Here is a 22,057-nt window from a genome sequence, read left to right as displayed (position 1 = left end):
CGCCTCAGTGGAGGGCGCCGAAGGTCGGCGAGTGTGACTGCGTGAGGGTGCGGCCGCCGCCCAGGTACATGTGGACGCCACAGGGCAGGCACGGGTCGAAGCTCCGCACCGTGCGCATGATGTCGATGCCCTTGAAGTCGTCCGGCCCGTTCTCCTCGAAGATGGGGCAGCCCTGCACGGCGTCCTCGTACGGACCGGGAGTGCCGTACATGTCCCGGGGGCTGGCGTTCCACGGGGTCGGCGGGTACGGGTGGTAGTTGGCGATCTTGCCGTCGCGGATCACCAGATGGTGCGAGAGCACCCCGCGGACCGCCTCGTGGAAGCCGCAGCCGATGCCCTCCTTGGGGACGGTGAAGTCCTGGAAGACCTTGGTGCGCCCGGCCCGTACCTCGTTCAGGGCTTGGTCCACGAAGTGCAGGGCCATGCCGGCGGCGTAGGCGACGAAGTACATGCGCGCGCGGTTGCGCTCGATGGTGTTGGGGAAGGCGGGCGGCTTCCACTCCAGCCGCACTTCCGGGCTGTTGGGCGTCTTCGGCAGGTCGATCTCGACGCTGCGCCCGGTGGAACGGACGTACGGGGTACGGACCTTGTTCGCCAGCGCGGTCGCCCACAGGCGTGCGATGGGACCGCCGCCGGTGTCCAGGGCGAGATGGTCGCCGGTCCGCTGGTCGTACCAGCGCGGGCTCATCACCCAGCTGTAGTTGCCGCCGTCCAGGTCGCGTTTCTGCGGCGCGGGCAGGGTGGTCTGGTTCCACGGGTGCCGCTTGTCGACCGCGTTGCCCAGCGGGTCCTTCTCGACGAAGGTCTCCTCGTTCGTCCAGTCCTCGTAGTACGAGCTGCCGAGCAGGATGCGCATGCCGAGGTTGATGTCGACCAGGTCGGTGGTGACCAGTTCGTTGTCGACGACGATGCCCGGGGTGACGAACATGGCGTTGCCCCAGACGTTCATCTTCTTGTAGTCGTAGTCGACGACCTCGGGGTCCTGGAAGGACCCCCAGCATCCCAGCAGCGTCCTGCGGCGTCCGACCTCCTCGTAGCCGGGGAGGGCCTCGTAGAAGAAGTCGAAGACGTCGTCGTTCATGGCGACGGCCCGCTTGACGAAGTCGAGGCAGCGGGTGAGGCGTACGAGGTAGTCCGTGAACAGCTGCGGGGTGGCCACCGTGCCCACACCGCCCGGGTAGAGCGTCGACGGGTGGACGTGCCGCCCCTCCATCAGACAGATCATCTCGCGGGTGAGCCGGCTCATCACGAGCGCCTCTTTGTACGTCGCCCCCTCGAAGGGGTTGTACGAGGTCATGATGTCGCCGATGGTGCGGTGTCCGTGCTGTTCGGCGTGCGGCGCCGGGGTGCGCTGGGCGCGCTCCCACACGCTGGGGTTGGTCTCCCTGACCATGCGTTCGCAGTAGTCGACGAAGACCATGTTGTCCTGGAAGATCGTGTGGTCGAACATGTACTCGGCGGCCTCGCCGAGGTTGATGATCCAGTCCGCGAGCGGCGGGGGCTTGACCCCGTAGGCCATGTTCTGCGCGTACACCGAGCAGGTCGCGTGGTTGTCGCCGCAGATGCCGCAGATGCGGCTGGTGATGAAGTGGGCGTCCCGTGGGTCCTTGCCCCTCATGAAGACGCTGTAGCCACGGAAGATGGACGAGGTGCTGCGGCACTCGACCACCTCGCGGCGAGGGAAGTCGATCTTCGTGTAGATGCCCAGGTTGCCGACGATCCTGGTGATGGGGTCGAACGCGACCTCGGTGAGGTCACGCTGCTCAGGCGGAATGGTCTCGCTCGACAAGGCGCGGTCCTTTCAGGGCGTCGGCTTCGGGTGTCAGCGGCGGGGCCAGCGAGGGGCGTAGCCGGTCGTCACTTCGGCGCGGTTGTGGCGCCACTTCGGTTCACGGTTCGCAGCCCGGTTGGTGATGGCCCGCAGCGAGCGGACGAGCGGGCCGTACGTGGAGCTGAGGATTCCGGACGAGAGGCCGCCACCGGGCGGCTCGTCCATGAAGGGCATGAACTTGTCGGGGAAGCCCGGCATGGTGCACCCGATGCAGATGCCGCCGACATTGGGGCACCCGCCGAGGCCGTCCATCCAGCCCCGCTTGGTCACGTTGCAGTTGACGACCGGGCCCCAGCAGCCGAGCTTCACCTGGCACTTGGGGGAGTTGTAGTCCTTGGCGAAGTCGCCCTGCTCGTAATAGGCGGCCCGGTCGCAGCCCTCGTGCACGGTCTTGCCGAACAGCCAGGTCGGGCGCAGCTGTTCGTCCAGCGGGATGGGCGGGGCCATTCCGGCGGCCTGGTACAGCAGCCAGGTCACGGTCTCCATGAAGTTGTCCGGCTGCACGGGGCAGCCCGGCACGTTCACGATCGGCATCCCGCCCGCCGACCGGAAGTCCCAGCCCAGGTAGTCGGCCAGGCCCATGGAGCCGGTGGGGTTGCCCGCCATCGCGTGGATACCGCCGTAGGTCGCGCAGGTGCCCACGGCCACGACGGCGAACGCCTTCGGGGCGAGCCGGTCGATCCACTCGTTGAAGGTGATGGGCTCGCCCGTCTCCGGGTCGTTGCCCATCGACGTCCAGTACCCGTCGCCGTTGATGCGTTCGTTGGGGATGGACCCCTCCACGACGAGCACGAACGGTCCCAGTTCGTCGCGCGCCGCCTGGCGGTACGGCCGCATGAAGTCCTCGGCGGTCTCGTAGGCCAGGACCTTGTTGTGCAGCACGACTTTCGGAAGGCCGGGGATCGCGCCCAGAACGACGTCCTCCAGGGCGGGGAGCGAGGCGGCCGTGACCGAGACCGAGTCCCCGTCGCAGCTCATGCCCTCCGAGGTCCAGAGGATGTGCACCTCGTCGACGGTGCCGGGAGCCTGGGCTTCCGTGGTCATGGCGCCTTCCTTCCTGCCGCCGGTAGCTGTGATGAAAGGCTGGCATAGAGATCGGAAATCCACATGTCGGACATTTTCCTGCTGCGGGTCACGGCGGAGACCGGCGGCTGCTGCTTGTGGACGAACGCCGACCGCAGAGCGTGATAGGGGGCCCGTGCATCGGTGAAGATCAGCCGCATCCGCTCCAGTTCCGCCGTCCGGTGGGCGCGCAGCGGCCTCAGGGCCTCGTCTTGCTCCCGAGCCGCCTTCTTCCGGCCCACCAGCGTCCGCAGCCGCCCGGACGAGGCGAGGGACTGAGCCGAACGGGCGACCTCGCTCGCGAAGTCCGCCGGAGGGCAGTCCAGCACCCGGTCGGCGAGTCCGAGGCGCAGGGCCGCCGCGGCACCCACCGGCGCTGCCTCGGCCATCAGCCGCCGCGCCTCCTCGGCACCCACCCGCCGCGGCAGGGTGTACGTCCAGTACTCCGACCCGGACAGCCCCATCAGCCGGTAGTGCGGGTTGAGCACCGCTCCCGCCCTGCACCACACCTCGTCCGCCGCCAGCGCCAGCATGACCCCGCCCGCCGCCGCGTTCCCCGCCAGGGCGGCGACGACCAGCCGGTCGGTGGTGGTGAGGACGGCCTCCACCAGGTCGTCCATCGCCCGGATGTTGGCCCACGACTCGGCGGCCGGATCCACGGACGCCTCGATCACCCCCAGATGGATGCCGTTCGAGAAGAAGTCCCTGGCCCCGCCCAGCACCAGGACGTCCACCGGCCGGGAGCAGGCGAACCGGTACGCGTCGAGCAGACGCCGGCAGTGATCGGTGCTCATGGCGCCGCCGGGGAACGAGAACCGCAGGAGGCCGACGGCTCCCTCCTCCTCGTAGCGGATGTCCGTCCAGGTGCTCCGGCCGGCCCGGGCGCCCTCGCCGACGGGCGGACACAGCGGCGCGGGCAGTTCCGGCACGTTCGGCAGCCGGTCGCCGAGGGCGAGGGCCGCGGGCAGCGGGTACGTCCGGCGCCCGCCGGGCCGCCCGCGCCGCCGCAACTGCGGGATCCACACCGCGCCGTCGGCTGTCGCGCGGCAGACCGCGCCGTGCCGGGTGGCCAGTACCCTGCCCGCCGGTCCGGTCAGCCCGTACTCCTCGTGCCCTCCGTGCAGGTACCACTCGCCGCCCAGGAAGGAGTCCAGGACCCCCGGACGGGAGTCCGCCGCGCGCAGTTTCCGCACCACGTCGGCGGTCGTGTCGCGATGCCAGTCGATCCGCCGCTCCTCCTGCCGCAGGAACGGGCGCAGCGGGGCCGGGCCGTCCTGTCCCTGCGGGACGAACGTCCCCGAGGCGAAACGTTCCACGGCCCGCAGGACCGCCCGTACCGCGGCGTCGGCGACCTCCCCGCGGTACACGTCGCTCTTGCCCGCCGACGGGACGTCGAAGTCCTCGGACGCCCAGACGGGCCCCGCGTCCATCGCGGCGACGGCCTGAAGGACCGTCACCCCCCACCGCCGTACGCCGTCCTGCACCGCCCGGTCGAGCGACGACGGGCCCCGGTCGCCGGGCGGCCCCGGGTGCACCACCAGACAGGTACGGGCCGCCCAGACCTCCTCGGGGATCGCGGTGGTCAGCATCGGCGCGACGACCAGGTCCGGCTCGTGGGCGGCCACCGCCTCCGGTTCGAGGCCACCGGCGGTCACCAGTTCGACCGTGACGGTGTGCCCGTACTCCCGCAGCTCGCACATGACCCGCTGCGACAGGCTGTTGAACGCGTTGGCGACCAGCAGAACACGCATGGACGTCTCCTCCGGGACCGGTTCCCCTGGCGATGGTCGCCCGTGCGCCACCGGGGCCCCGCCCGGCGCGCCGGGCTTGGGCCGGAGGAGGGAATTGGGCTCCGCCCCGCGTCCGCCGACCCGGGACGGCCCGTGTGACGTGCCTAGCGTGGTGAGCCATGCACGAACTGTCGATCGCCGCCGCCGTCGTCGAGAAGGCCGGGCACACCGCCCGCGCCCACGGGGCGGAGACCGTGGAGGCGGTCCGGGTCCGGATCGGCGAGCTGTCCGGGGTGGTCGCCGACGCCCTGCACTTCTCCTTCGGGCTGGTGGCGGAGGGCACCCCGGTGGCCGGCGCCCGGCTGATCACCGAGCATGTGCCCGCCCAGGCCAGGTGCGACGGCTGCGGCATCGACTTCCGTGTCGGGGCACCACCCCACCTGTGGTGCCCCCGGTGCGACCGCCCCGCCGCGGAACTGCTGACCGGGCGCGAGCTGGAACTGGTCGAAGTACGGCTGCCGGACGCCGGGACCTGCCCGGCCGCCCCCCACCGAGCGGGGCGAGGAGAGGACGAGTGATGTGCCGGAGCGTCGATGTGCGCCACGCCGTGCTGGCGAAGAACGACGGCCTGGCGGCCGCCCTGCGGGCCGATCTGGCCGCCGCGGGCGTGACCGTCGTCAACATGATGTCCAGCCCGGGCAGCGGCAAGACCGCACTGCTCGAACAGGTCCTGCGGCGGGCCGCCGCCCGCGGCGTCCCGGTCGCCGCGCTCACCGCGGACCTCGCGACCGAGAACGACGCCCGCAGACTCGCCCGGTCGGGCGTGCCGGTCAAGCAGGTACTCACCGGCGGGCTGTGCCACATGGAAGCCGCGCAGATGCGCTCCCACCTCGACGGATGGCTGCCGGACGGGGTCCGGGTGCTCTTCGTCGAAAACGTCGGCAATCTGGTCTGCCCCGCCTCCTACGATCTCGGTGAGACGCTGCGGGTGGTCCTGATGTCGGTCACCGAGGGCGAGGACAAGCCGGTCAAGTACCCCACGGCGTTCGGCCTGGCGAACCTCGTCGTCCTCACCAAGACGGATCTGGCGACCGCCGTGGACTTCGACGGGGCGCAGTTCACGGCCCACGTCGAAGGGATCAACCCCGGTGTGGAGGTGCTGCGCACCAGCGCCCGCACCGGGAACGGCGCCGACGCCTTCCTGGACCGGGTGCTGGCGGTGTGCGACGGGACGGAACCGCATCGCCCCCTGCTGGCGGCCCGGCACCTGAGTTCCCACGGGCACACGCACGACGACGACCCCGGGCACGCGCACGACGGCCACGGGCACAGGCATGACGGCCTCGGGCACGCGCCAGACGACCCCGGGCACAGCCATGACGACCCGGGGTACACGCACGACGGCCAGGCGCACGGGCACGCCGCCGCTCACGGGCACGGTGACCGTGCCGGGCATGGGCACCGTCACCACGTCGCGCACAGGCCCGACGACGCCGACGCAGTCAGCGTCGCCCCGGTGCGATGACCAGCATCGTCACCGGACCCCCGGAACAGGGGGAACTGCGTCGCCGGATCACGGTGCGCGGCACTGTGCAGGGCGTGGGCTTCCGCCCCTTCGTGCACCGGCTGGCCTCCGAACTGTCCCTCACCGGCTTCGTGCGCAACGGCGCGGACGGAGTCGTCGCCGAGGTCGAGGGCGCCTCTGCGGCCGTCGAGGAGTTCTGCCGTCGCGTACGGGAGCAGTCCCCACCGCTGGCGGACGTCCGCGAACTCGCCTACGAGACGGTGGACCTCCTCGGCGGGCGGGAGTTCACCATCGTGGCGTCGTGCACCGGGGGCGAGGGCGAGGGTGGCAGCGCCGCCATCCCGCCGGACACCGCGACCTGCCCCGACTGCCTTCGGGAGCTCACCGACCCGGCGGACCGCAGACACCGCCACCCCTTCATCACCTGCACCCACTGCGGACCCCGCTTCACCATCGCCACCGGCCTTCCCTACGACCGGGCCGGCACCACCATGGCGGACTTCCCCCTGTGCCCCCCGTGCGGCCACGAGTACGCGGACCCGGCGGACCGCCGCTTCCACGCGCAGCCGGTCGCCTGCCCCGACTGCGGGCCCCGGCTTCGCCTCAGCCGGGCCGGTGACACCGAGGAGGCGTCGGCGGAGGGCGAGGACGCCCTGGCCGAGGCCCGGGAACTGCTCGCCGAGGGGGCGGTCCTGGCGGTCAAGGGCATCGGCGGGTACCACCTGGCCTGCGCCGCGGACGACCCCGCGGCCGTGGCCACCCTGCGCGCCCGGAAGGACCGAGGCGGCAAACCCTTCGCCGTGATGTGCGCGGACCTGGCCGCCGCCGAACGGATCGCCGACGTCGGAGCGGCGGAACGCACGCTGCTGACCGGCCATCGCCGCCCCATCGTGCTGCTGCGCCGCCGTCCCGGCAGCGAGTCCGTCGGACTCGCCGAAGCGGTGTGCCCCGGCAGCCCCGACGTGGGCGTGATGCTGCCGTACACCCCCCTGCACCAGCTGCTGTTCGGCCTGCACGGCGATCGCCCGGGCCCCCGTGTGCTCGTGATGACCAGCGGGAACCGCTCGGGCGAGCCGATCGTCACGGACGACGCCGACGCGCGGTCACGGCTCGCCGGTCTCGCGGACGCCTGGCTCTGGCACGACCGGGCCATCGTCACGCCCTGCGACGACTCTGTGGCGAGGGTCCGTCCGGACGGCTCCGAACTGGTGCTGCGACGGTCCCGCGGCTACGTGCCCGCGTCCGTGCCGCTGCCGGTCCCCGTCCGTCCCGTCCTCGCCGTGGGAGGGGACCTGAAGAACACCATCTGTCTCGGCGACGGCCACGACGCCTGGTTCTCCCCCCACATCGGCGACATGGAGGACCTGGCGACCGTCCGGGCGTCCGGGCAGATCGAGCACCATCTGCGGACGCTCACCGGAGTCACCCCCGAACTGCTCGCAGCCGACCGGCATCCCGGCTACCGCTCCGCCCGCCGGGCCCGCGGCCGAGCGGCCGACGCGGGCGTGCCCCTGCGGCTGGTCCAGCACCACCACGCCCATGTGGCCTCCCTCATGGCGGAGAGCGGCCTCGACGGGGACACTCCCGTGATCGGTGTCGCCTTCGACGGCACCGGCTACGGTGACGACGGGGCGGTCTGGGGCGGCGAGGTACTGCTCGCCGACTACCGGAGGTACCGGCGCCTGGCCCATCTCGCGTACGCGCCCCTGCCCGGCGGCGACGCGGGCGTCGGCAACCCCTGCCGCACCGCGCTGGCCCGACTGCGGACGTCGGGGATCCCATGGGACCCGGACCTGCCGTGCGTCGCGGCCTGCGGCCCCGGCGAACTCGGTCTCCTCGGACAGCAGTTGGAGCGCAGCTTCGCCACCGTGCGCACCTCCAGCATGGGCCGGCTGTTCGACGCGGTGTCCTCGCTGCTGGGCATCTGCCACCGCGCGGAGTACGAAGCCCAGGCCGCCCTCGAACTGGAGGCGGCCGCGCTGCCGGCCTGGACCGGGGACCGGGAGGCGTACTCCTTCGGCGTGCGGCCCCCCGACGGTGACCGGTCCGGGGTGTTCGACCCGGCCCCCGCCCTGCGGGAGATGGTGACGGACCTCCGCGGCGCCGTCCCCGTCCCGGTCGTCGCGGCCAGGTTCCACCGGGCGGTGGCCGCCGCGGTCACCGACGTCTGTCTAGTGGCCCGCCGGGAGACCGGGGTGGGCACGGTCGGACTGACCGGGGGAGTGTTCGCCAACGCACTGCTGGACGAGGAGTGCACCGTGCGTCTGACGGCCGTCGGCTTCACCGTGCTGCGCCACCGCCGGGTGCCGCCGGGCGACGGGGGCCTCGCCCTCGGACAGCTGCTCGTGGCGGAGCACGCGCGCGACCGGTAGCCGGCCGGGACGGAGGACCACGGGCGGACGGCAGACGCAGCGGCGGACGAACGCACCTACGGACGAACGCACCCAGGACCAACGGACCTACGGACGAACGGAGAAGCACCATGTGCCTGGCGGTGCCCGGCAAGGTGGTCGAGGTAGGAGACCGGGACGGCACGCGCATGGCGCGCGTCGACTTCGGCGGGGTGGTGAAGGACGTCTGCCTCGCCTATGTGCCGGAGGCGGAGGTGGGCGAGTACGTGATCGTCCATGTCGGTTTCGCCCTGCAACGCCTCGACGAGGAGTCGGCCATGGCGTCGCTCCGCCTGTTCGAGGAACTGGGGCTGCTGGAGGAGGAGTTCGGCGACCCCTGGAGCCGCGCCGCCGCGGAGGCGGGCGTCGGCGCGGTGACGGACCCACAGGAGGGACCGCGGTGAAGTACATCGACGAGTTCAACGACCCCGCACTCGCCCGCAGACTGCTCGACGACATCCACGCCACGGCCACCCGCCCCTGGGCGATGATGGAGGTCTGCGGCGGCCAGACCCACTCGATCATCCGGCACGGCATCGACCAGCTGCTGCCCGAGACCATCGAACTGATCCACGGCCCCGGCTGCCCGGTGTGCGTCACCCCCCTGGAGATGATCGACAAGGCTCTGGAGATCGCCGCCCGGCCGGACGTGGTCTTCTGCTCGTTCGGCGACATGCTGCGGGTGCCCGGCACCGGCCGCGACCTGTTCCGGGTGCGCAGCGAGGGCGGGGACGTACGGGTGGTGTACTCGCCGATGGACGCCCTCGACATCGCACGCCGCCATCCCGAACGCCAGGTCGTGTTCTTCGGCATCGGGTTCGAGACGACCGCCCCGGCCAACGCGATGACCGTGCACGAGGCACGCCGCCTCGGCGTCCGCAACTTCAGCCTGCTCGTCTCGCACGTCCGGGTCCCGCCCGCCATCGAGGCCATCATGAGCGCTCCGCACTGCCGGGTGCAGGCGTTCCTCGCGGCGGGCCACGTGTGCAGTGTGATGGGCACGTCCGAGTACCCCGAGCTGGCCGAACGGCACCGGGTCCCGATCGTGGTGACCGGCTTCGAACCGCTGGACATCCTGGAGGGCATCCGCCGCACCGTCCACCAGCTGGAACGCGGCGAGCACCGGGTCGACAACGCCTACCGGCGTGCCGTGCGCGAGGACGGCAACCCGATGGCCCTGCGCATGATCGAGGAGGTCTTCGAGGTCACCGACCGCGCCTGGCGCGGCATCGGGGTCATCCCGGACAGCGGTTGGCGACTCTCGGAGGCGTTCCGGGAGTTCGACGCCGAGCAGCGCTTCGACGTGTCCTGGATGCGTACCTGCGAACCGGGTGCCTGCCGCAGCGGCGAGGTGCTCCAGGGACTGATCAAGCCGCACGAGTGCGAGGCCTTCGGCACCGTTTGCACTCCGCGCACCCCGCTCGGCGCCACCATGGTGTCCAGCGAGGGCGCCTGCGCGGCCTACTACCTCTACCGGCGCCTGGAAGCCCCGGCGCGGCCCGTACCCGCCGAGGAGGCGACCACCGTTGGCTGAGACCCTGACGGAAACGCGCATCGGGCAGCCGCCCGCCCCGGTGGATCCCGCGGCCTGGTCCTGTCCCGCGCCGCTGCGCGACCATCCGGTGATCGTGATGGGTCACGGCGGGGGAGGGGCGCTGTCCGCCGAACTCACCCGCCACGTCTTCGCCCCCGCCTACGGCAACGAGACCCTGGCGGGCCTCGGCGACTCGGCCGTGGTGCCGCTGGCCGGCGCACGGCTCGCGTTCTCCACCGACTCGTACGTGGTGCAGCCGCTGTTCTTCCCCGGTGGCAGCATCGGGGACCTGGCGGTCAACGGGACGGTGAACGACCTCGCGATGAGCGGTGCCCGTGCCGCCTACCTCTCCTGCGCCTTCATCCTCGAGGAGGGCGTCGACCTCTCCGTCGTGGGCACGGTGGCGGAGGCCATGGGGACCGCCGCAGCGGCCGCGGGCGTCTCCGTCGTCACCGGCGACACCAAGGTCGTGGAGTCTGGACACGGCGACGGCGTCTATGTGAACACCTCGGGGATCGGGATCGTCCCGGACGGCGTCGACATCCGTCCCCAACGGGCCGTACCGGGAGACGTGGTCATCGTCAGCGGCCCCATCGGCATGCACGGCGTCGCCGTCATGAGCGTGCGCGAGGGCCTGGAGTTCGGGGTGGACGTGGTCAGCGACACCGCGCCGCTGGCCGGCCTGGTGGAGGCGATGCTGGCCGTCACCCGCGATCTGCACGTGCTGCGCGACCCCACGCGCGGCGGGCTCGGCACCGCGCTCAACGAGATCGCGGCCGCCTCGGGCGCCGGCGTCGTACTCGTCGAACGGAACGTGCCCGTACCCGAAGCGGTCGCCAACGCCTGCGGGTTCCTGGGCCTCGACCCGCTGTACGTGGCCAACGAGGGCCGGCTGGTCGCCTTCGTCCCGAGGGCGGAGGCCGACGCGGTCCTGGCCGCGATGCGGGCCCACACCCTGGGCGCCGGCGCCGCGGTGATCGGGGAGTGCGTGGCCGAACACCCCGGAATGGTGGTGGCCCGGACGGGCCTGGGCGGCACCCGTGTCGTCGACCTTCCGCTCGGCGAGCAGCTGCCGCGGATCTGCTGAGCCGCCGTCAACCGGCGGCGGTCGCGAGCCGGCCGCCGCGGGACGCCTCGTCTTCCCGACACGCTCCTCCGCTTCCCGGACCCCCTGCCTCCATTTCCGGGAACAAGTGATCGACAACCGGGCGGGAGGCGCTATGATCTCGTGCGGCAAGGCTGTAGCGCAGAGGTCGTCGCGCCCTAGCATCAAGCTGGAGGACGTCGGTTCGAATCCGACCGGCCTTGCCACTTCTTGTCGTGAGGAGAGTCGGTGGCGTCGATTCGGCCTGGACGGGCGGGGGCCGAGGCCGCACCCGGCAGACCGGCCACCGGCGCAGGACCGGTGGAGTGGTGATGACGCAGCCGACGCCCGTACGCTGCCCCGCGATCGAGCACCCGGACATCCCGGCCGTCGACCCCGCGGGCCTGGACCCGTTGGTGACCCGGCTCGGGTCCGCGGCGCCCGTCGAGGCCGACGAGACCTTCCCGGTCGGCACCCTCCGCGCGGACGGCCGGGTCGACCTGTGCAAGCAGGGCCTCGGCCCGGCGGGAGCCGCAAGGCTGATGCCGGCCGCCGCCGCGTCCCCGCACGCCGTGCACGTGCTGCTCGGCACCAACGCCATCGGGGACGACGGAGCCCGGACCGTCGCCGACGCCCTCGTGGCGGGCCACGGCCTGCACACCCTCTACCTCGGCTGCAACCGCATCGGCCCCGGCGGCGCCGCCGCGCTCGCCGAGTCACTCGCGTCGGACGACACCGTTCGCGCCGTGTGGCTCAAGCGGAACCCCGTCGGTGACGAGGGCGTCCGTGCCCTGGCCGTGATGCTCCGCCACAACACCGCGCTCCGCACGCTCGATCTGGTGAACAGCGGGATCACCGCCGACGGCATCGACGCGCTGCTCGCCGTGCTCACCCGGCGGACCCGGCCGGTGGAACGCCTCTTCCTCGGCGGCAACGGCCTGGGCGCCGACGCCGCGCCCCTCCTCGCCGCCCTGATCCGGGAGGCGGGCGTGCGGGAGCTGTACCTCCCCGCGAACCACCTGGGGGACGAGGGCGCCGCCGTCCTCGCGGCCGCCGCGGACCCCGCGCGCCCGGTGCGCCTCGGACTGGGAGGCAACGGCATCGGCCCCGCCGGCGCACGCGCGCTGGCCGGTGCCCTCCACGGCATCGAGTCGCTCGACCTGGGACGCCCGCCCTCCGAGCGCAGCCTCGGAGCCCCGGCCAACGTCACCGGCGACGCCGGAGCCCTCGCACTGGCCGAGGCACTGCCCGGCAGCCCGCTGCGCCGCCTGGAGCTGTGCCACACCGGCCTCACCGGGCGCGGCGCCAAGACCCTCCTGGCGGCCGTCGGGAACGACTCGCACCTGGAGTACGTGGGACTGGGGCCGGGCCTGCCCCGCAAGGTCAAGCGGTCCTTCGCCCTGCGGCTGCGCCCGGCCGGCCGGACGCACACCGATCTGCGCGCGATAGGAAGTGTCTACCGTTGAGAACCCGGACCGGGCTTCGCAGCCTCCCGCCGGACGAGGCGGCGAGCCTGCGGCGGATCCGCCGTTACGCCGTCCCCCGGTGGATGATCGAGCGGGCGACCGCGCACCGGCTGGCCGGGGACTGGCGTGCTGCCTGCGCCACCGCGAACGTCGACGTCGACTTCGAACTCCGGGAACTCTCCGTGCGGTACGGCACGGAGGTCGCCGCCGCCGTCGAGGACGACCTGCGCCATCTCGCCCCGGATCTGGTGCGCTGGCACCTGCCCCGGATCCTGGGCGGGCGGACGACCCTCGCCACCGACCGCACCGTCGTCCTCGCCGACTACGGACCCCCGGGCCGGGCAGCCGGCCGCCCCGGTGCGCCGTACCTCTACGTCACCACGCCCCCGATGACCGACGGACCGCAGCGGATCACCCTGTCGTGCGGACCGCTCGCCGATGACCATCTGCCCGAGGGCTGGGCGATGCTGCGGCACCTCTGGGACGCCCGGCGGGCCGGTGAGCTGCGCGAACGGTGCGGCGGCGGGGCGAGGGCGCCGTTCTTCCACGCCGACGGCACCCCGCGGGCACCGCACGAACTGCCCACGGCCCGTCCCGGCGAGGACGACCCGGCCGCGCACGCCGAATGGGTCACGCTGCTCCAGGAGAAGGGCGAGACGGCGGAGGCCTTCGCTGCCGCCGGCATCGAACTGGACCTGACCATCACGGAGGACTCGGGGTGGTACCGGGTGGATCCGGAGGAGGTCCTCGAGGGACTCCCCCTGGACCTCCCGTGCCTGGAGGCGGAGATCGGACGCCTCGTGGAGGCCGGCGTCGCCGACCGGTTCCGGATCCCGCGTGGTTGGCGGAGCTCCGTGCTCCTGGAGCCGGCCGGCCGCGGTCCGCGCGGCGGGCTGCGGGCCCGCGTCGTCACGGGCGAGCAGGCGAAGGGCGCCGTCGTACTGCCCGAGGCCCTGTGGCGCCGCCTTCCGGACCTCGACCTGCTGCGGGCCGGCGGCGTCGCGCCGGAGCATCTGCACCCGCTGGTGACCGCGGCGCTGTTCCCCGCCCTCACGGTCGCCGACGGCTCCGCGGGGCCGCCCGGCCCGGCGGCCCCGGTGCCCGTCCCGGTCAGGTGCCGCGGCGAGTGGCACGAGGTGGTCTTCCGGGGCGGCACGCTCCACATGCCCCACAGCGAGGAGGAGCAGCAGCGCGAGCGCGCCATGCGCGCCTTCGGCGGAGCCGTCGCGGGCTGCTTCGCCGTGCAGCAGAGCTGCACCTCGGGAACCGGCAGACTGCCGAGGGCGCTGCGCGAGCAGCGGCAGGAGGTGTTCCTGCGGGCGCAGCACGGCGACACCCCGGGAGTGCTGGACCTGCTGGACGCGGGCGTCGACCCGCATGTCCGGGACGGCGGCCGGCGCACCCTGCTGCACGTCCTGCATCTGCTCGACCACGAGCTGCTGCTGCCCCGGCTCCTGACGGCGGGACCGGACATCGAGGCCCGGGACCACCGCGATCGCACCCCGCTGTACGTGGCGGTGCACGACGGCGGCTCCACGGCCCTCGTGGAGGCGCTGATCGAGGCGGGTGCCCGGATCGACGTGGTCGACGGGATGGAACTGTCCCTGGCACAGGTGATCCGCAAGTACAAGCGGACCGACCTGGCCTTCCTCGCGGAGCGGGTACGGACGGAGCATCCGGACGTCGGCGCCGACTGGTGGGACGAATGGATGGAGGAACTGGAGGAGGACGAAGCGGACGACGGCTGGTCGGAAGCCGGGAACGGCGAGGGGGAGGACGAGGACAAATGAGCGCCATGCACGGCGTCCCCGCGCCGCTGGCCGCGGCGGACGACCTCAACGGCAGACTCAGGGCCTTCCGCACGGAGCATGCCGCGAACCCCCGGCTGGCGGCGCTGGCCCTCGCCGTGACGGCCAATCAGCCCGTCCTGCTCTGGGGCGAGCCGGGCATCGGCAAGTCGGCCGGCATGGAGCAGCTCGCCGCCGGCCTCGGCCTCACGCTGGAGACCGTCATCGCCAGCGTGCACGAGCCGTCCGACTTCGCGGGCCTGCCGATCGTCGGTGACGACCCGGCCACCACAGGGGTGCCGATGGCGCCGCCGGACTGGGCCGTGCGGCTCGCCCGCACCGGACACGGCCTGCTCTTCTTCGACGAGCTGTCCTCGGCCCCGCCCGCGGTGCAGGCGGCGCTGCTGCGTGTGGTGCTGGAACGCAGGGTGGGCAGCCTGGTGCTGCCGGAGGCGGTGCGTATCGTCGCCGCCGCCAACCCCCCGTCGAGCGCCGCCGACGGCTGGCACCTCAGCCCGCCGCTGGCCAACCGTTTCGTCCATCTCCACTGGACGCACGACCCCCGGACGGTCGCGCGCGGTATGGCCGGCACCTGGCCGACGATGACCGTGCCGGTCGTCGATCCCGGCAAGGTGCCCGGCGCGGTCGCCCGGGCCCGTGGCGCGATCTCCGGCTTCCTCACCGCCAGGCCCGGTCTGGTGCACCACATCCCGGCCGACGCGGAGAGCCGCGGCCGGGCCTGGCCCTCGCCGCGGACCTGGGAGATGGCGCTGCGTCTGCTCGCGGCCGGATACGCCACCGGCGCCGGACCCGAGGCGCTGGCCTCTGCGCTGACCGGCGCCGTCGGCGACGGCGCGGGCATCGAGCTGGTCTCCTACCTGGAGCACCTCGATCTGCCGGACCCCGACCGGGTCCTCGCCGACCCGGACGCCTTCGCGCTCCCCGAACGGGGCGACCGGCAGCTGGCGTTCCTCATCGCGGTGGTCTCCGCGATACAGAGCGACCTCACCCGGAGCCGCTGGGAGGCCGGCTGGGCCGTGCTCGCGAAGGCCGTCGACGCGGGCGTCCCCGATGTGGCGGCCCGTGCGGCCGTGGACCTCGCATCCCTGCGCGACACCGACTGGCCCGTGCCGAGCGGCATCGACGGCTTCCTGGACCTGCTGCAGCTGTCCGGGGCCCTGCCCGGCGGCGGTTGAGGTTCCCGGCATGGCCGAATCCCGGGACGCCCTGGACATGACCAAGCTGCTCGCCGCCCGGTACCGGGCGGCGAGCGACCGGCCCTATCTCGCATCCGCGCTGTACGCGCTGACGGTCGTACCGTCGTCCGGCGTCCCCACCATGGGCGTCGACAGGCACTGGCGCTGCTATGTTTCGCCCGCGTTCGTCGACGCGACGCCCGTCGCGGAACTCGCCGGAGTCTGGGTGCACGAGGCCGCGCACCTGCTGCGCGACCACCACGGACGGGCCGGCCGGCTGCCCGCCGCGGACCAGCGGGACCCGCACCGGGTCAACGTCGCCCAGGACTGCGAGATCAACGACGATCTGCTCGCCGACGGACTGCTGCTGCCCTCCGGCCGGATGGAGCCCCGCCTGTTCGGACTGGAGACCGGGCAGCTCTTCGAGACGTACCTCGCCCAACTGCCGCCGCACGTACGGTCACACGACTGCGGCTCCGGCGCCCACGGCGGACCGGCGCCCTGGGAACTCGGCGATTCCACCGGTGCCTCGCGGCTCGGACCGGTCGAGGCGGAGGCGCTGCGGCGGCAGACCGCCGAGGCTATGCGCGCCCACCGGCGCATGCGCGGCACCCTCCCCGCGGGCTGGCAGCGCTGGGCGGACGAGACCCTGGAGCCCACGGTGGACTGGCGGCAGGCGCTCTCCGGCGCGGTCCGGGAAGCCGCCGCATGGGCCGGCGGTGCGATCGACTACACCTACCGCCGTCCCTCCCGCCGCACCCCGGCGCTGCGCGGAGTGGTGCTGCCGTCCCTGCGCCGGCCGCTGCCGCGGGTGGCCGTGGTCGTCGACACCTCGGGGTCGATGGGCGAGGCGGAGCTCGCGGCGGCCCTGGGCGAGGTCACCGGGGTGCTGCGCGAGGTCGGGGTGCGCGGGAACCGCGTGTCCGTGCTGGCCTGTGACGCCGACGTGCACGCGGTCTCCCGGGTGACGGCCGCCGGGCAGATCGAGCTGGCCGGCGGTGGCGGCACCGACATGCGCGTCGGCATCGACGCCGCGCTCGCGTCGCACGACCGTCCGAACATCGTCATCGTCCTCACCGACGGATACACCCCGTGGCCGGACGAGACACCGTCCTGCCGGCTCATCGCCGCCCTGATCGGTGCCCAGGCCCCGGCGCCGCCGAACTGGGTCGAGACGGTGCACATCGACGCCTGAGGGCCGCCGCCCCACCCGCGGCGGCGACCGGCACCGGCGTCGATATGCGGCCCGCGCCCCGCCGGGGCACGCTGGGCCATGGGCACATCCACCGTCCGGCCCAGCGCCGCGAGGAAGGGGTGCTGCGATGTTCGCGAGACTGAGCGTCTACCAGGGGTCGCCCGTGCCGGCGCACGGTGATCTTTCCCGCATCTCCGAAGCGGTCGTCCGGCAGGTCCAGGGCGCCCCCGGATTCATGGGCGTCTACTACCTCGTCGACCGCGCCTCGGGAAAGGCCGTGTCGCTGACCCTGTGGGAGGACGAGGAGACGATGCGGGCCAGCGAGGAACAGGCCGGCCGCATCCGCGAGGAGACCGCGCGCAGGGAGGGTCAGCGGATCGTCTCCGTGGAACGCTTCGAGGTCGGATTCAGCCACCTCCAGCAGTGACGGCGCCACCCGCACCCCCTCTCCGACGGCTGCCGGGGGAGGGCGGTGACGGCGGAGTCCCCTCCGCTCGCCCGTGCCAGTACGCCTCGGATAGTGTGATTTGTCAGGTATTCCAGCGGAACAGTCCGGATCCACCGGCCCCAGGGTGAGGTCGTTGCCTTGGACACGCACGAGTCGACGAGCCATGCGCCGGACCAGCCCCTCTCGGCGGTCGGGTACGCGGGTGTGCTCCGGGAACTGCTGCCCATCGCCCTGTGGAGGTCGGACGCCGCGGGGAACATCATCGAATGGTCGCTCGCCGCCCAGGACCTGCTCGGCTACCTCCCGGAGCAGGTCCTCGGCCGGGACGGCGTCCCGCTCCTGGTCCCCGAACGCAACTGGGAACTGGCCCGTCAGCTGTCGGAGAAGGTGGCCGCGGGCGAGGCGGTCGTCGGGACCCTCCCGGTCCGGCACCGCGACGGGCACCTGGTGCACATGGAGATGTGGATCTGCCCGGCACTGGACCACCTCGGCCGGCCGGGCCACCTGGTCATCGCCGTGGAGACCTCGGCGGTCCTGCGCATGCGGGACTCGCTGGCAGCCCTCGAAGGCCTGTTCGCCCAGTCCCCGATCGGCCTGGCCATGCTCGGCCCCGACCTGCGCTACCTGCGGGTCAACGACGCACTGGCGCAGATGAACGGCGTCGCCGCCGAGGACCACACGGGACGGCGGCCCACCGAGGTCCTGCCGGGGGTGAACGCCACGGTGCTGGAGACGGTGATGCAGCATGTGCTGGACCGCGGCAGGGCGGTGGTCGACATCCGGGGCGTCGGCCGCACCCCGGCCGACCCGGACCACGACCGGACCTGGTCCTGCTCCTTCGCCCCGCTGGTCGACAGCGCGGGCGGCAGCCTGGGCCTGGTCGCCTCCCTGATCGACATCACCGACGGCCAGCAGGCGCAGGTCCAGGTCGAGCGGGCACGGCAGCGCTTCGCACTGCTGGCCGAGGCCGGCACCCGCATCGGGACCACCCTCGACCTGCGGCGGACCGCCGAGGAAGTGGTGCAGGTGCTGGTGCCCCGGCTCGCCGACTCGGCCGACGTACAGCTGCTGGAGGAAGTGCTCGGCCCGGACGAGGCCACGGCCTCCACCCAGGGCGTGGTACGCCGCATGGCGGCCGCGTTCCCCGATCCGTCCGCCCCCACCGCGAAGCTGGCGGCGGGACAGACCTTCCAGATCCCGATCGGTTCGGTGTACGAGCGCGTCGTCACCGAAGGGCGCCCGATGAACCTCTACCGGTCCGACATCCCGGCGCTGATCACCGCACCGGAGGCGGAACCGCTGCGCCGGTACCTCAGCAGCCGCATCGGATCCGCGCGACTGGTCCCGCTGGTCGCCCGCGGCACGGTGCTGGGAGCCGTCGCCCTGACCCGGCTCCGCGGCCGCGAGCCCTTCGACGAACAGGACTGCGTGCTCATCGACGAACTGCTCGCCCGCGCCGCCCTGAACATCGACAACGCCCGTATGTACACCAGCCAGCGCGAGGCCGCCCTCACCCTGCAGCGCAGCCTCACCAACAACATGCTGCCCGAGGTGACGGGTCTGGAACTCACCGGACGCTACCTGCCGGCCAGCGACCACGAGGTCGGCGGCGACTGGTTCGACGTCATCGCTCTCCCCGGGGGCAGGACCGGACTGGTCATCGGGGACGTCATGGGACACGGCGTCCACGCGGCGGCCGTGATGGGCCAGCTGCGCACGGCCGTGCGCACCCTCGCCAGGCACGACGTGCCGCCCGACCGGATGCTCTGCTCCCTCGACGCCGCGGTAGCCGACCTGGGGGAGAACGAGATGGCAACCTGCGTCTACGCGGTCCACGACCCGGACAGCGGCGGCTGCGTGGTCGCCCGGGCCGGCCATCCGCCCCCGGCACTCGCCGACGCCACCGGAGCGATCGGCTTCCTGGACGGCCCGCCGGGGACGCCGCTCGGCGCGGGCGGCCAGGACTTCCCGACCGAGTACGTGCCGCTGCCCCCGGGCAGCCTGCTGGTCCTGTACACCGACGGCCTCATCGAGGCCCGCGACCGGGACCTCGACCAGGGCATGCATCAGCTCGCCCAGGCGCTGCGGCACCTGGACGACCCGCTCGAGGAGATCTGTGACGGCATTCTCGGCCGGCTGCTGCCGTCCGTGGCCCAGGACGACGTCGCCGTGCTCCTCGCCCGAACCCGGCGTCCACTGGATACGGTGGAAGAACGTTCCCGACGACGCCGTCTGCACCGTCCGACCGGGACCTTGCAGGGCCAGGGCTGGTAGCGATGGACACACCGGTGACAACCTTCAGCGAGGGACCGGACGACCCGTTCGCGCTGCGGAACGCGGCCTCGGCGGTGCTCGACGACCACGGGAGGATCGTCGGCTGGAGCGAGCGGGCCGAGAGACTGCTCGGCTACCCGGCCGAGGAGATCGTCGGCCGGCCGGCAGTGGGTGTCCTGGTCGCTCCCGGTGACTACGACGTCGTGATGGAAGCGGTCGACGCGTGCGTGCACGAGCAGGGATGGTTCGGGATCGTACCGCTGCGGAGCCGCACCGGGGACCGGGTGGAGCTGGGGTGCCGGGCCCGGGAGATCGTCAGGGGCGGGCCCCACACCGAGTGGTTCGTCGTCGGAGCCCCCGCGGAACAGGTCGTCCAGTGGGAGACCGACCGGTCCGTCCTCGACGGGCTGTTCCGCCGCTCCCCGATCGGACTGTCCGTCTTCGGGCCCGACCTGCGCATCCTTCGGGTGAACCGGGCGATCGCCAAGTGGAGCCAGATCCCGGCCGAACTCCACCGCGGCTTCCGTGCAGGGGACTTCCTCATCCAGCACGACTCCGACACCGTGGACCGCCAGCTGCGGGAGGTACTGGACACCGGCCGGTCCTCGTTCCTCGCCGAGCAGCTGTGCCGGCTGCGGCGGGACCCCGGCCAGGAACTCGTCGTCACCGCGTCGGCGTTCCGTATCGAGGACGCCGCCGGGCGGGTGCTCGGGGTGGCCCAGACAGTCGAGGACGTGACCGACCGCTACCGTGCCCGCCGTCGGCTGGCCCTGCTCAACGAGGCCAGCGCGCACATCGGGACCACGCTCGACGTGGCCACCACGGCGCGTGAGCTGGCCGAGGTCGCGGTCCCCGACCTCGCCGACTGCGTCTCCGTCGACCTCCTGGAACCGGTCGCACGCGGCGAGGAACCCACCGGGGAGACCCTGGGCACCGTACGCCGGGCGGCCCTCCGCAGCATCCTGCCGGACAGGACGGAGATGATGTACGAGGTGGGCCGGACGATCGAGGTCCCGCCGGAGAGCCTCCAGGCCCGGTGCCTCGCCGAACGCCGCCCCGTCTACGACATGGAGGGGAAGGGCCTCATCGGCTGGCTCGCCCGCGATCCGGAACGCGCCGAACGCGTTCTCAGCCTGGGCAGTCCCGCGCTGATGGTGGCCCCCCTCGTCGCCCGGGGCCTGGTGCTCGGCCTGCTCAGTCTCTGGCGCTGGCAGCGGAACGAGCCGTTCGAGGAGGACGACCTCACCCTCGCCGAGGAGTTCGCCTCCCGCGCCGCGGTCTGCATCGACAACGCCCGCCGCTACACCCAGCAGCACGGCACCGCGCTCACCCTCCAGCACAGCCTGCTGCCACACGATGTCCCCACGCACCCGGCGGTCGACATCGCCCACCGCTACCTGCCGGCCGACAGCACGGCCGGTGTGGGCGGCGACTGGTTCGACGTCATTCCGCTCTCCGGGCTGCGCGTCGCCCTCGTCGTCGGCGACGTGGTCGGCCGGGGCATCCACGCCGCGGCGACCATGGGCCGGCTGCGCACGGCCGTGCACACCCTGGCCAACCTCGACCTCACCCCGGACGAGGTCCTCTCCCACCTCGACGACCTCGTGGACCGGCTGGCCGCCGAACAGGAGTCGACCGGCGAGTGGCTGTCCCAGGTCGTCGGAGCCACCTGCCTGTACGCGGTCTACGACCCGGCGTCGCGGCTCTGCTCCTTCGCCCGGGCCGGGCATCCGCCCCCCGCCCTGGTGACCCCCGGCGGACAGGTGGAGCTCCTCGACGAGGTGCCCGCAGGACCGCCCCTCGGCCTGGGCGGGCTGCCCTTCGAGTCGGCCGAGCTGGAGCTGGCCGAGGGCAGCGTCCTCGCCCTGTACACCGACGGCCTCGTCCGGGCCCGGAAGCGGGACGTCGACGAGAACCTGGCGGATCTGTGCGCCGCGCTGGGCCACTCCTCCGGCTCACCGGAGGCGACCTGCGTCGCGGTGGCCCACGCGCTGCTGGAGAACCGGCCGACCGACGACGTCGCCGACGACGTGGCGCTGCTCGTCGCCCGCACCAGGGTGCTGGAAGCGGAGAAGGTGGCGGCGTGGGAGCTGCCCGCGGAGCCCACCGCCGCCGCGCGGGCCCGGACGCTGACGGCGGAGCGGCTCGCCGAATGGGGTCTCGACGAGATGGCGTTCACCACGGAACTGATCGTCAGCGAACTGGTCACCAACGCCTACCGGTACGGCGGCGGCCCGGTCGGCCTCCGCCTCATCCGCGACCGTCACCTCATCTGCGAGGTGTCCGACGGCAGCAGCACCTCGCCGCACCTGCGCCGGGCCCGCACCACCGACGAGGGCGGCCGCGGACTGTTCCTGGTGGCCCAGCTGACCGAGCGCTGGGGCACCCGCTACGGCCGCGAGGGCAAGACCATCTGGACCGAGCAACCGTTGCCGCGCTCAAGGCTGTTGTGAATGCGGCGCCTTTCCGTATCCGGGCAACTGCACTTCTTCCGAAGGGACCTGAAGCGCCATCCGAAGCGCCGTCAGGGTGCCT

At 72.8% G+C, this 22,057-nt stretch carries 16 protein-coding genes; 13 read left to right on the top strand and 3 right to left on the bottom strand.

The features are described from left to right. Positions 1-4: 4 nt before the first annotated feature. From ACZ4Z5_RS08710 to ACZ4Z5_RS08700, 3 genes are read right to left on the bottom strand one after another with little or no spacing between them, the layout of a single operon-like run. Positions 5-1,789: a nickel-dependent hydrogenase large subunit gene (locus ACZ4Z5_RS08710; protein WP_468258626.1), complete on the bottom strand. Its 1,785-nt coding sequence runs from the start codon at positions 1,787-1,789 to the stop codon at positions 5-7. 33 nt (positions 1,790-1,822) lie between these two features. Next, positions 1,823-2,875: an NADH-quinone oxidoreductase subunit B family protein gene (locus ACZ4Z5_RS08705; protein WP_468258623.1), complete on the bottom strand. Its 1,053-nt coding sequence runs from the start codon at positions 2,873-2,875 to the stop codon at positions 1,823-1,825. Next, positions 2,872-4,644, bottom strand: coding sequence for a hydrogenase maturation protein (locus ACZ4Z5_RS08700; protein ID WP_468258621.1), 1,773 nt, complete (start codon positions 4,642-4,644; stop codon positions 2,872-2,874). The genes ACZ4Z5_RS08705 and ACZ4Z5_RS08700 overlap by 4 nt, the downstream gene beginning before the upstream one ends. Positions 4,645-4,802: 158 nt before the next feature. On the opposite strand from ACZ4Z5_RS08700, the gene ACZ4Z5_RS08695 reads away from it, so the two are divergent. The 13 genes from ACZ4Z5_RS08695 (at position 4,803) to ACZ4Z5_RS08635 (ending at position 21,975) form a co-directional block, all read left to right on the top strand. Continuing rightward, positions 4,803-5,201, top strand: a complete 399-nt coding sequence (locus tag ACZ4Z5_RS08695) for a hydrogenase maturation nickel metallochaperone HypA/HybF (protein WP_468258619.1) — start codon at positions 4,803-4,805, stop codon at positions 5,199-5,201. Further along, a complete protein-coding gene (hypB, locus tag ACZ4Z5_RS08690) occupies positions 5,201-6,148 on the top strand; it encodes a hydrogenase nickel incorporation protein HypB (protein WP_468258616.1) in 948 nt (315 codons plus the stop codon). The genes ACZ4Z5_RS08695 and hypB overlap by 1 nt, the downstream gene beginning before the upstream one ends. Beyond that, complete coding sequence (gene hypF / locus ACZ4Z5_RS08685; RefSeq protein WP_468258614.1) at positions 6,145-8,520, top strand: carbamoyltransferase HypF; 2,376 nt, start codon at positions 6,145-6,147, stop codon at positions 8,518-8,520. Before hypB ends, hypF begins: the two co-directional genes overlap by 4 nt. Positions 8,521-8,630: 110 nt before the next feature. Continuing rightward, complete coding sequence (locus ACZ4Z5_RS08680) at positions 8,631-8,942, top strand: HypC/HybG/HupF family hydrogenase formation chaperone (RefSeq protein WP_468258613.1); 312 nt, start codon at positions 8,631-8,633, stop codon at positions 8,940-8,942. Continuing rightward, positions 8,939-10,072 carry a hydrogenase formation protein HypD gene (gene hypD, locus ACZ4Z5_RS08675; protein WP_468258612.1) on the top strand — a complete coding sequence of 378 codons (1,134 nt, stop codon included), beginning with the start codon at positions 8,939-8,941 and terminating at the stop codon, positions 10,070-10,072. The genes ACZ4Z5_RS08680 and hypD overlap by 4 nt, the downstream gene beginning before the upstream one ends. Positions 10,073-10,169: 97 nt before the next feature. Then, entirely contained in the window at positions 10,170-11,159 is a 990-nt protein-coding gene (gene hypE, locus ACZ4Z5_RS08670; RefSeq protein ID WP_468258767.1) for a hydrogenase expression/formation protein HypE, read from the top strand. Positions 11,160-11,488: 329 nt separating this feature from the next. Further along, positions 11,489-12,622 carry a leucine-rich repeat domain-containing protein gene (locus tag ACZ4Z5_RS08665; RefSeq protein ID WP_468258609.1) on the top strand — a complete coding sequence of 378 codons (1,134 nt, stop codon included), beginning with the start codon at positions 11,489-11,491 and terminating at the stop codon, positions 12,620-12,622. Beyond that, the gene (locus tag ACZ4Z5_RS08660) at positions 12,619-14,412 is read left to right on the top strand and encodes an ankyrin repeat domain-containing protein (RefSeq protein WP_468258607.1); all 1,794 of its coding nucleotides are present in this window, start codon (positions 12,619-12,621) and stop codon (positions 14,410-14,412) included. Before ACZ4Z5_RS08665 ends, ACZ4Z5_RS08660 begins: the two co-directional genes overlap by 4 nt. Then, the gene (locus tag ACZ4Z5_RS08655) at positions 14,409-15,605 is read left to right on the top strand and encodes an AAA family ATPase (RefSeq protein ID WP_468258604.1); all 1,197 of its coding nucleotides are present in this window, start codon (positions 14,409-14,411) and stop codon (positions 15,603-15,605) included. Before ACZ4Z5_RS08660 ends, ACZ4Z5_RS08655 begins: the two co-directional genes overlap by 4 nt. Before the next feature lie 10 nt (positions 15,606-15,615). Then, positions 15,616-16,800 (top strand): vWA domain-containing protein, encoded by a 1,185-nt coding sequence (locus ACZ4Z5_RS08650; RefSeq protein WP_468258601.1) that lies wholly within the window; start codon positions 15,616-15,618, stop codon positions 16,798-16,800. A 127-nt stretch (positions 16,801-16,927) separates the two neighbouring features. Next, a complete protein-coding gene (locus tag ACZ4Z5_RS08645; RefSeq protein ID WP_468258599.1) occupies positions 16,928-17,227 on the top strand; it encodes a hypothetical protein in 300 nt (99 codons plus the stop codon). 159 nt (positions 17,228-17,386) lie between these two features. Then, positions 17,387-19,522, top strand: coding sequence for a SpoIIE family protein phosphatase (locus ACZ4Z5_RS08640; RefSeq protein WP_468258596.1), 2,136 nt, complete (start codon positions 17,387-17,389; stop codon positions 19,520-19,522). A gap of 2 nt (positions 19,523-19,524) precedes the next feature. Then, positions 19,525-21,975 carry a SpoIIE family protein phosphatase gene (locus ACZ4Z5_RS08635; RefSeq protein ID WP_468258593.1) on the top strand — a complete coding sequence of 817 codons (2,451 nt, stop codon included), beginning with the start codon at positions 19,525-19,527 and terminating at the stop codon, positions 21,973-21,975. The last annotated feature ends 82 nt before the right edge of the window (positions 21,976-22,057 follow it).

The organism is Streptomyces sp. NPDC030222 (genome assembly GCF_055573115.1).
The sequence above is the reverse complement of the archived record's forward strand: the minus strand, read 5'-3'. Positions and strand labels throughout refer to the sequence as shown.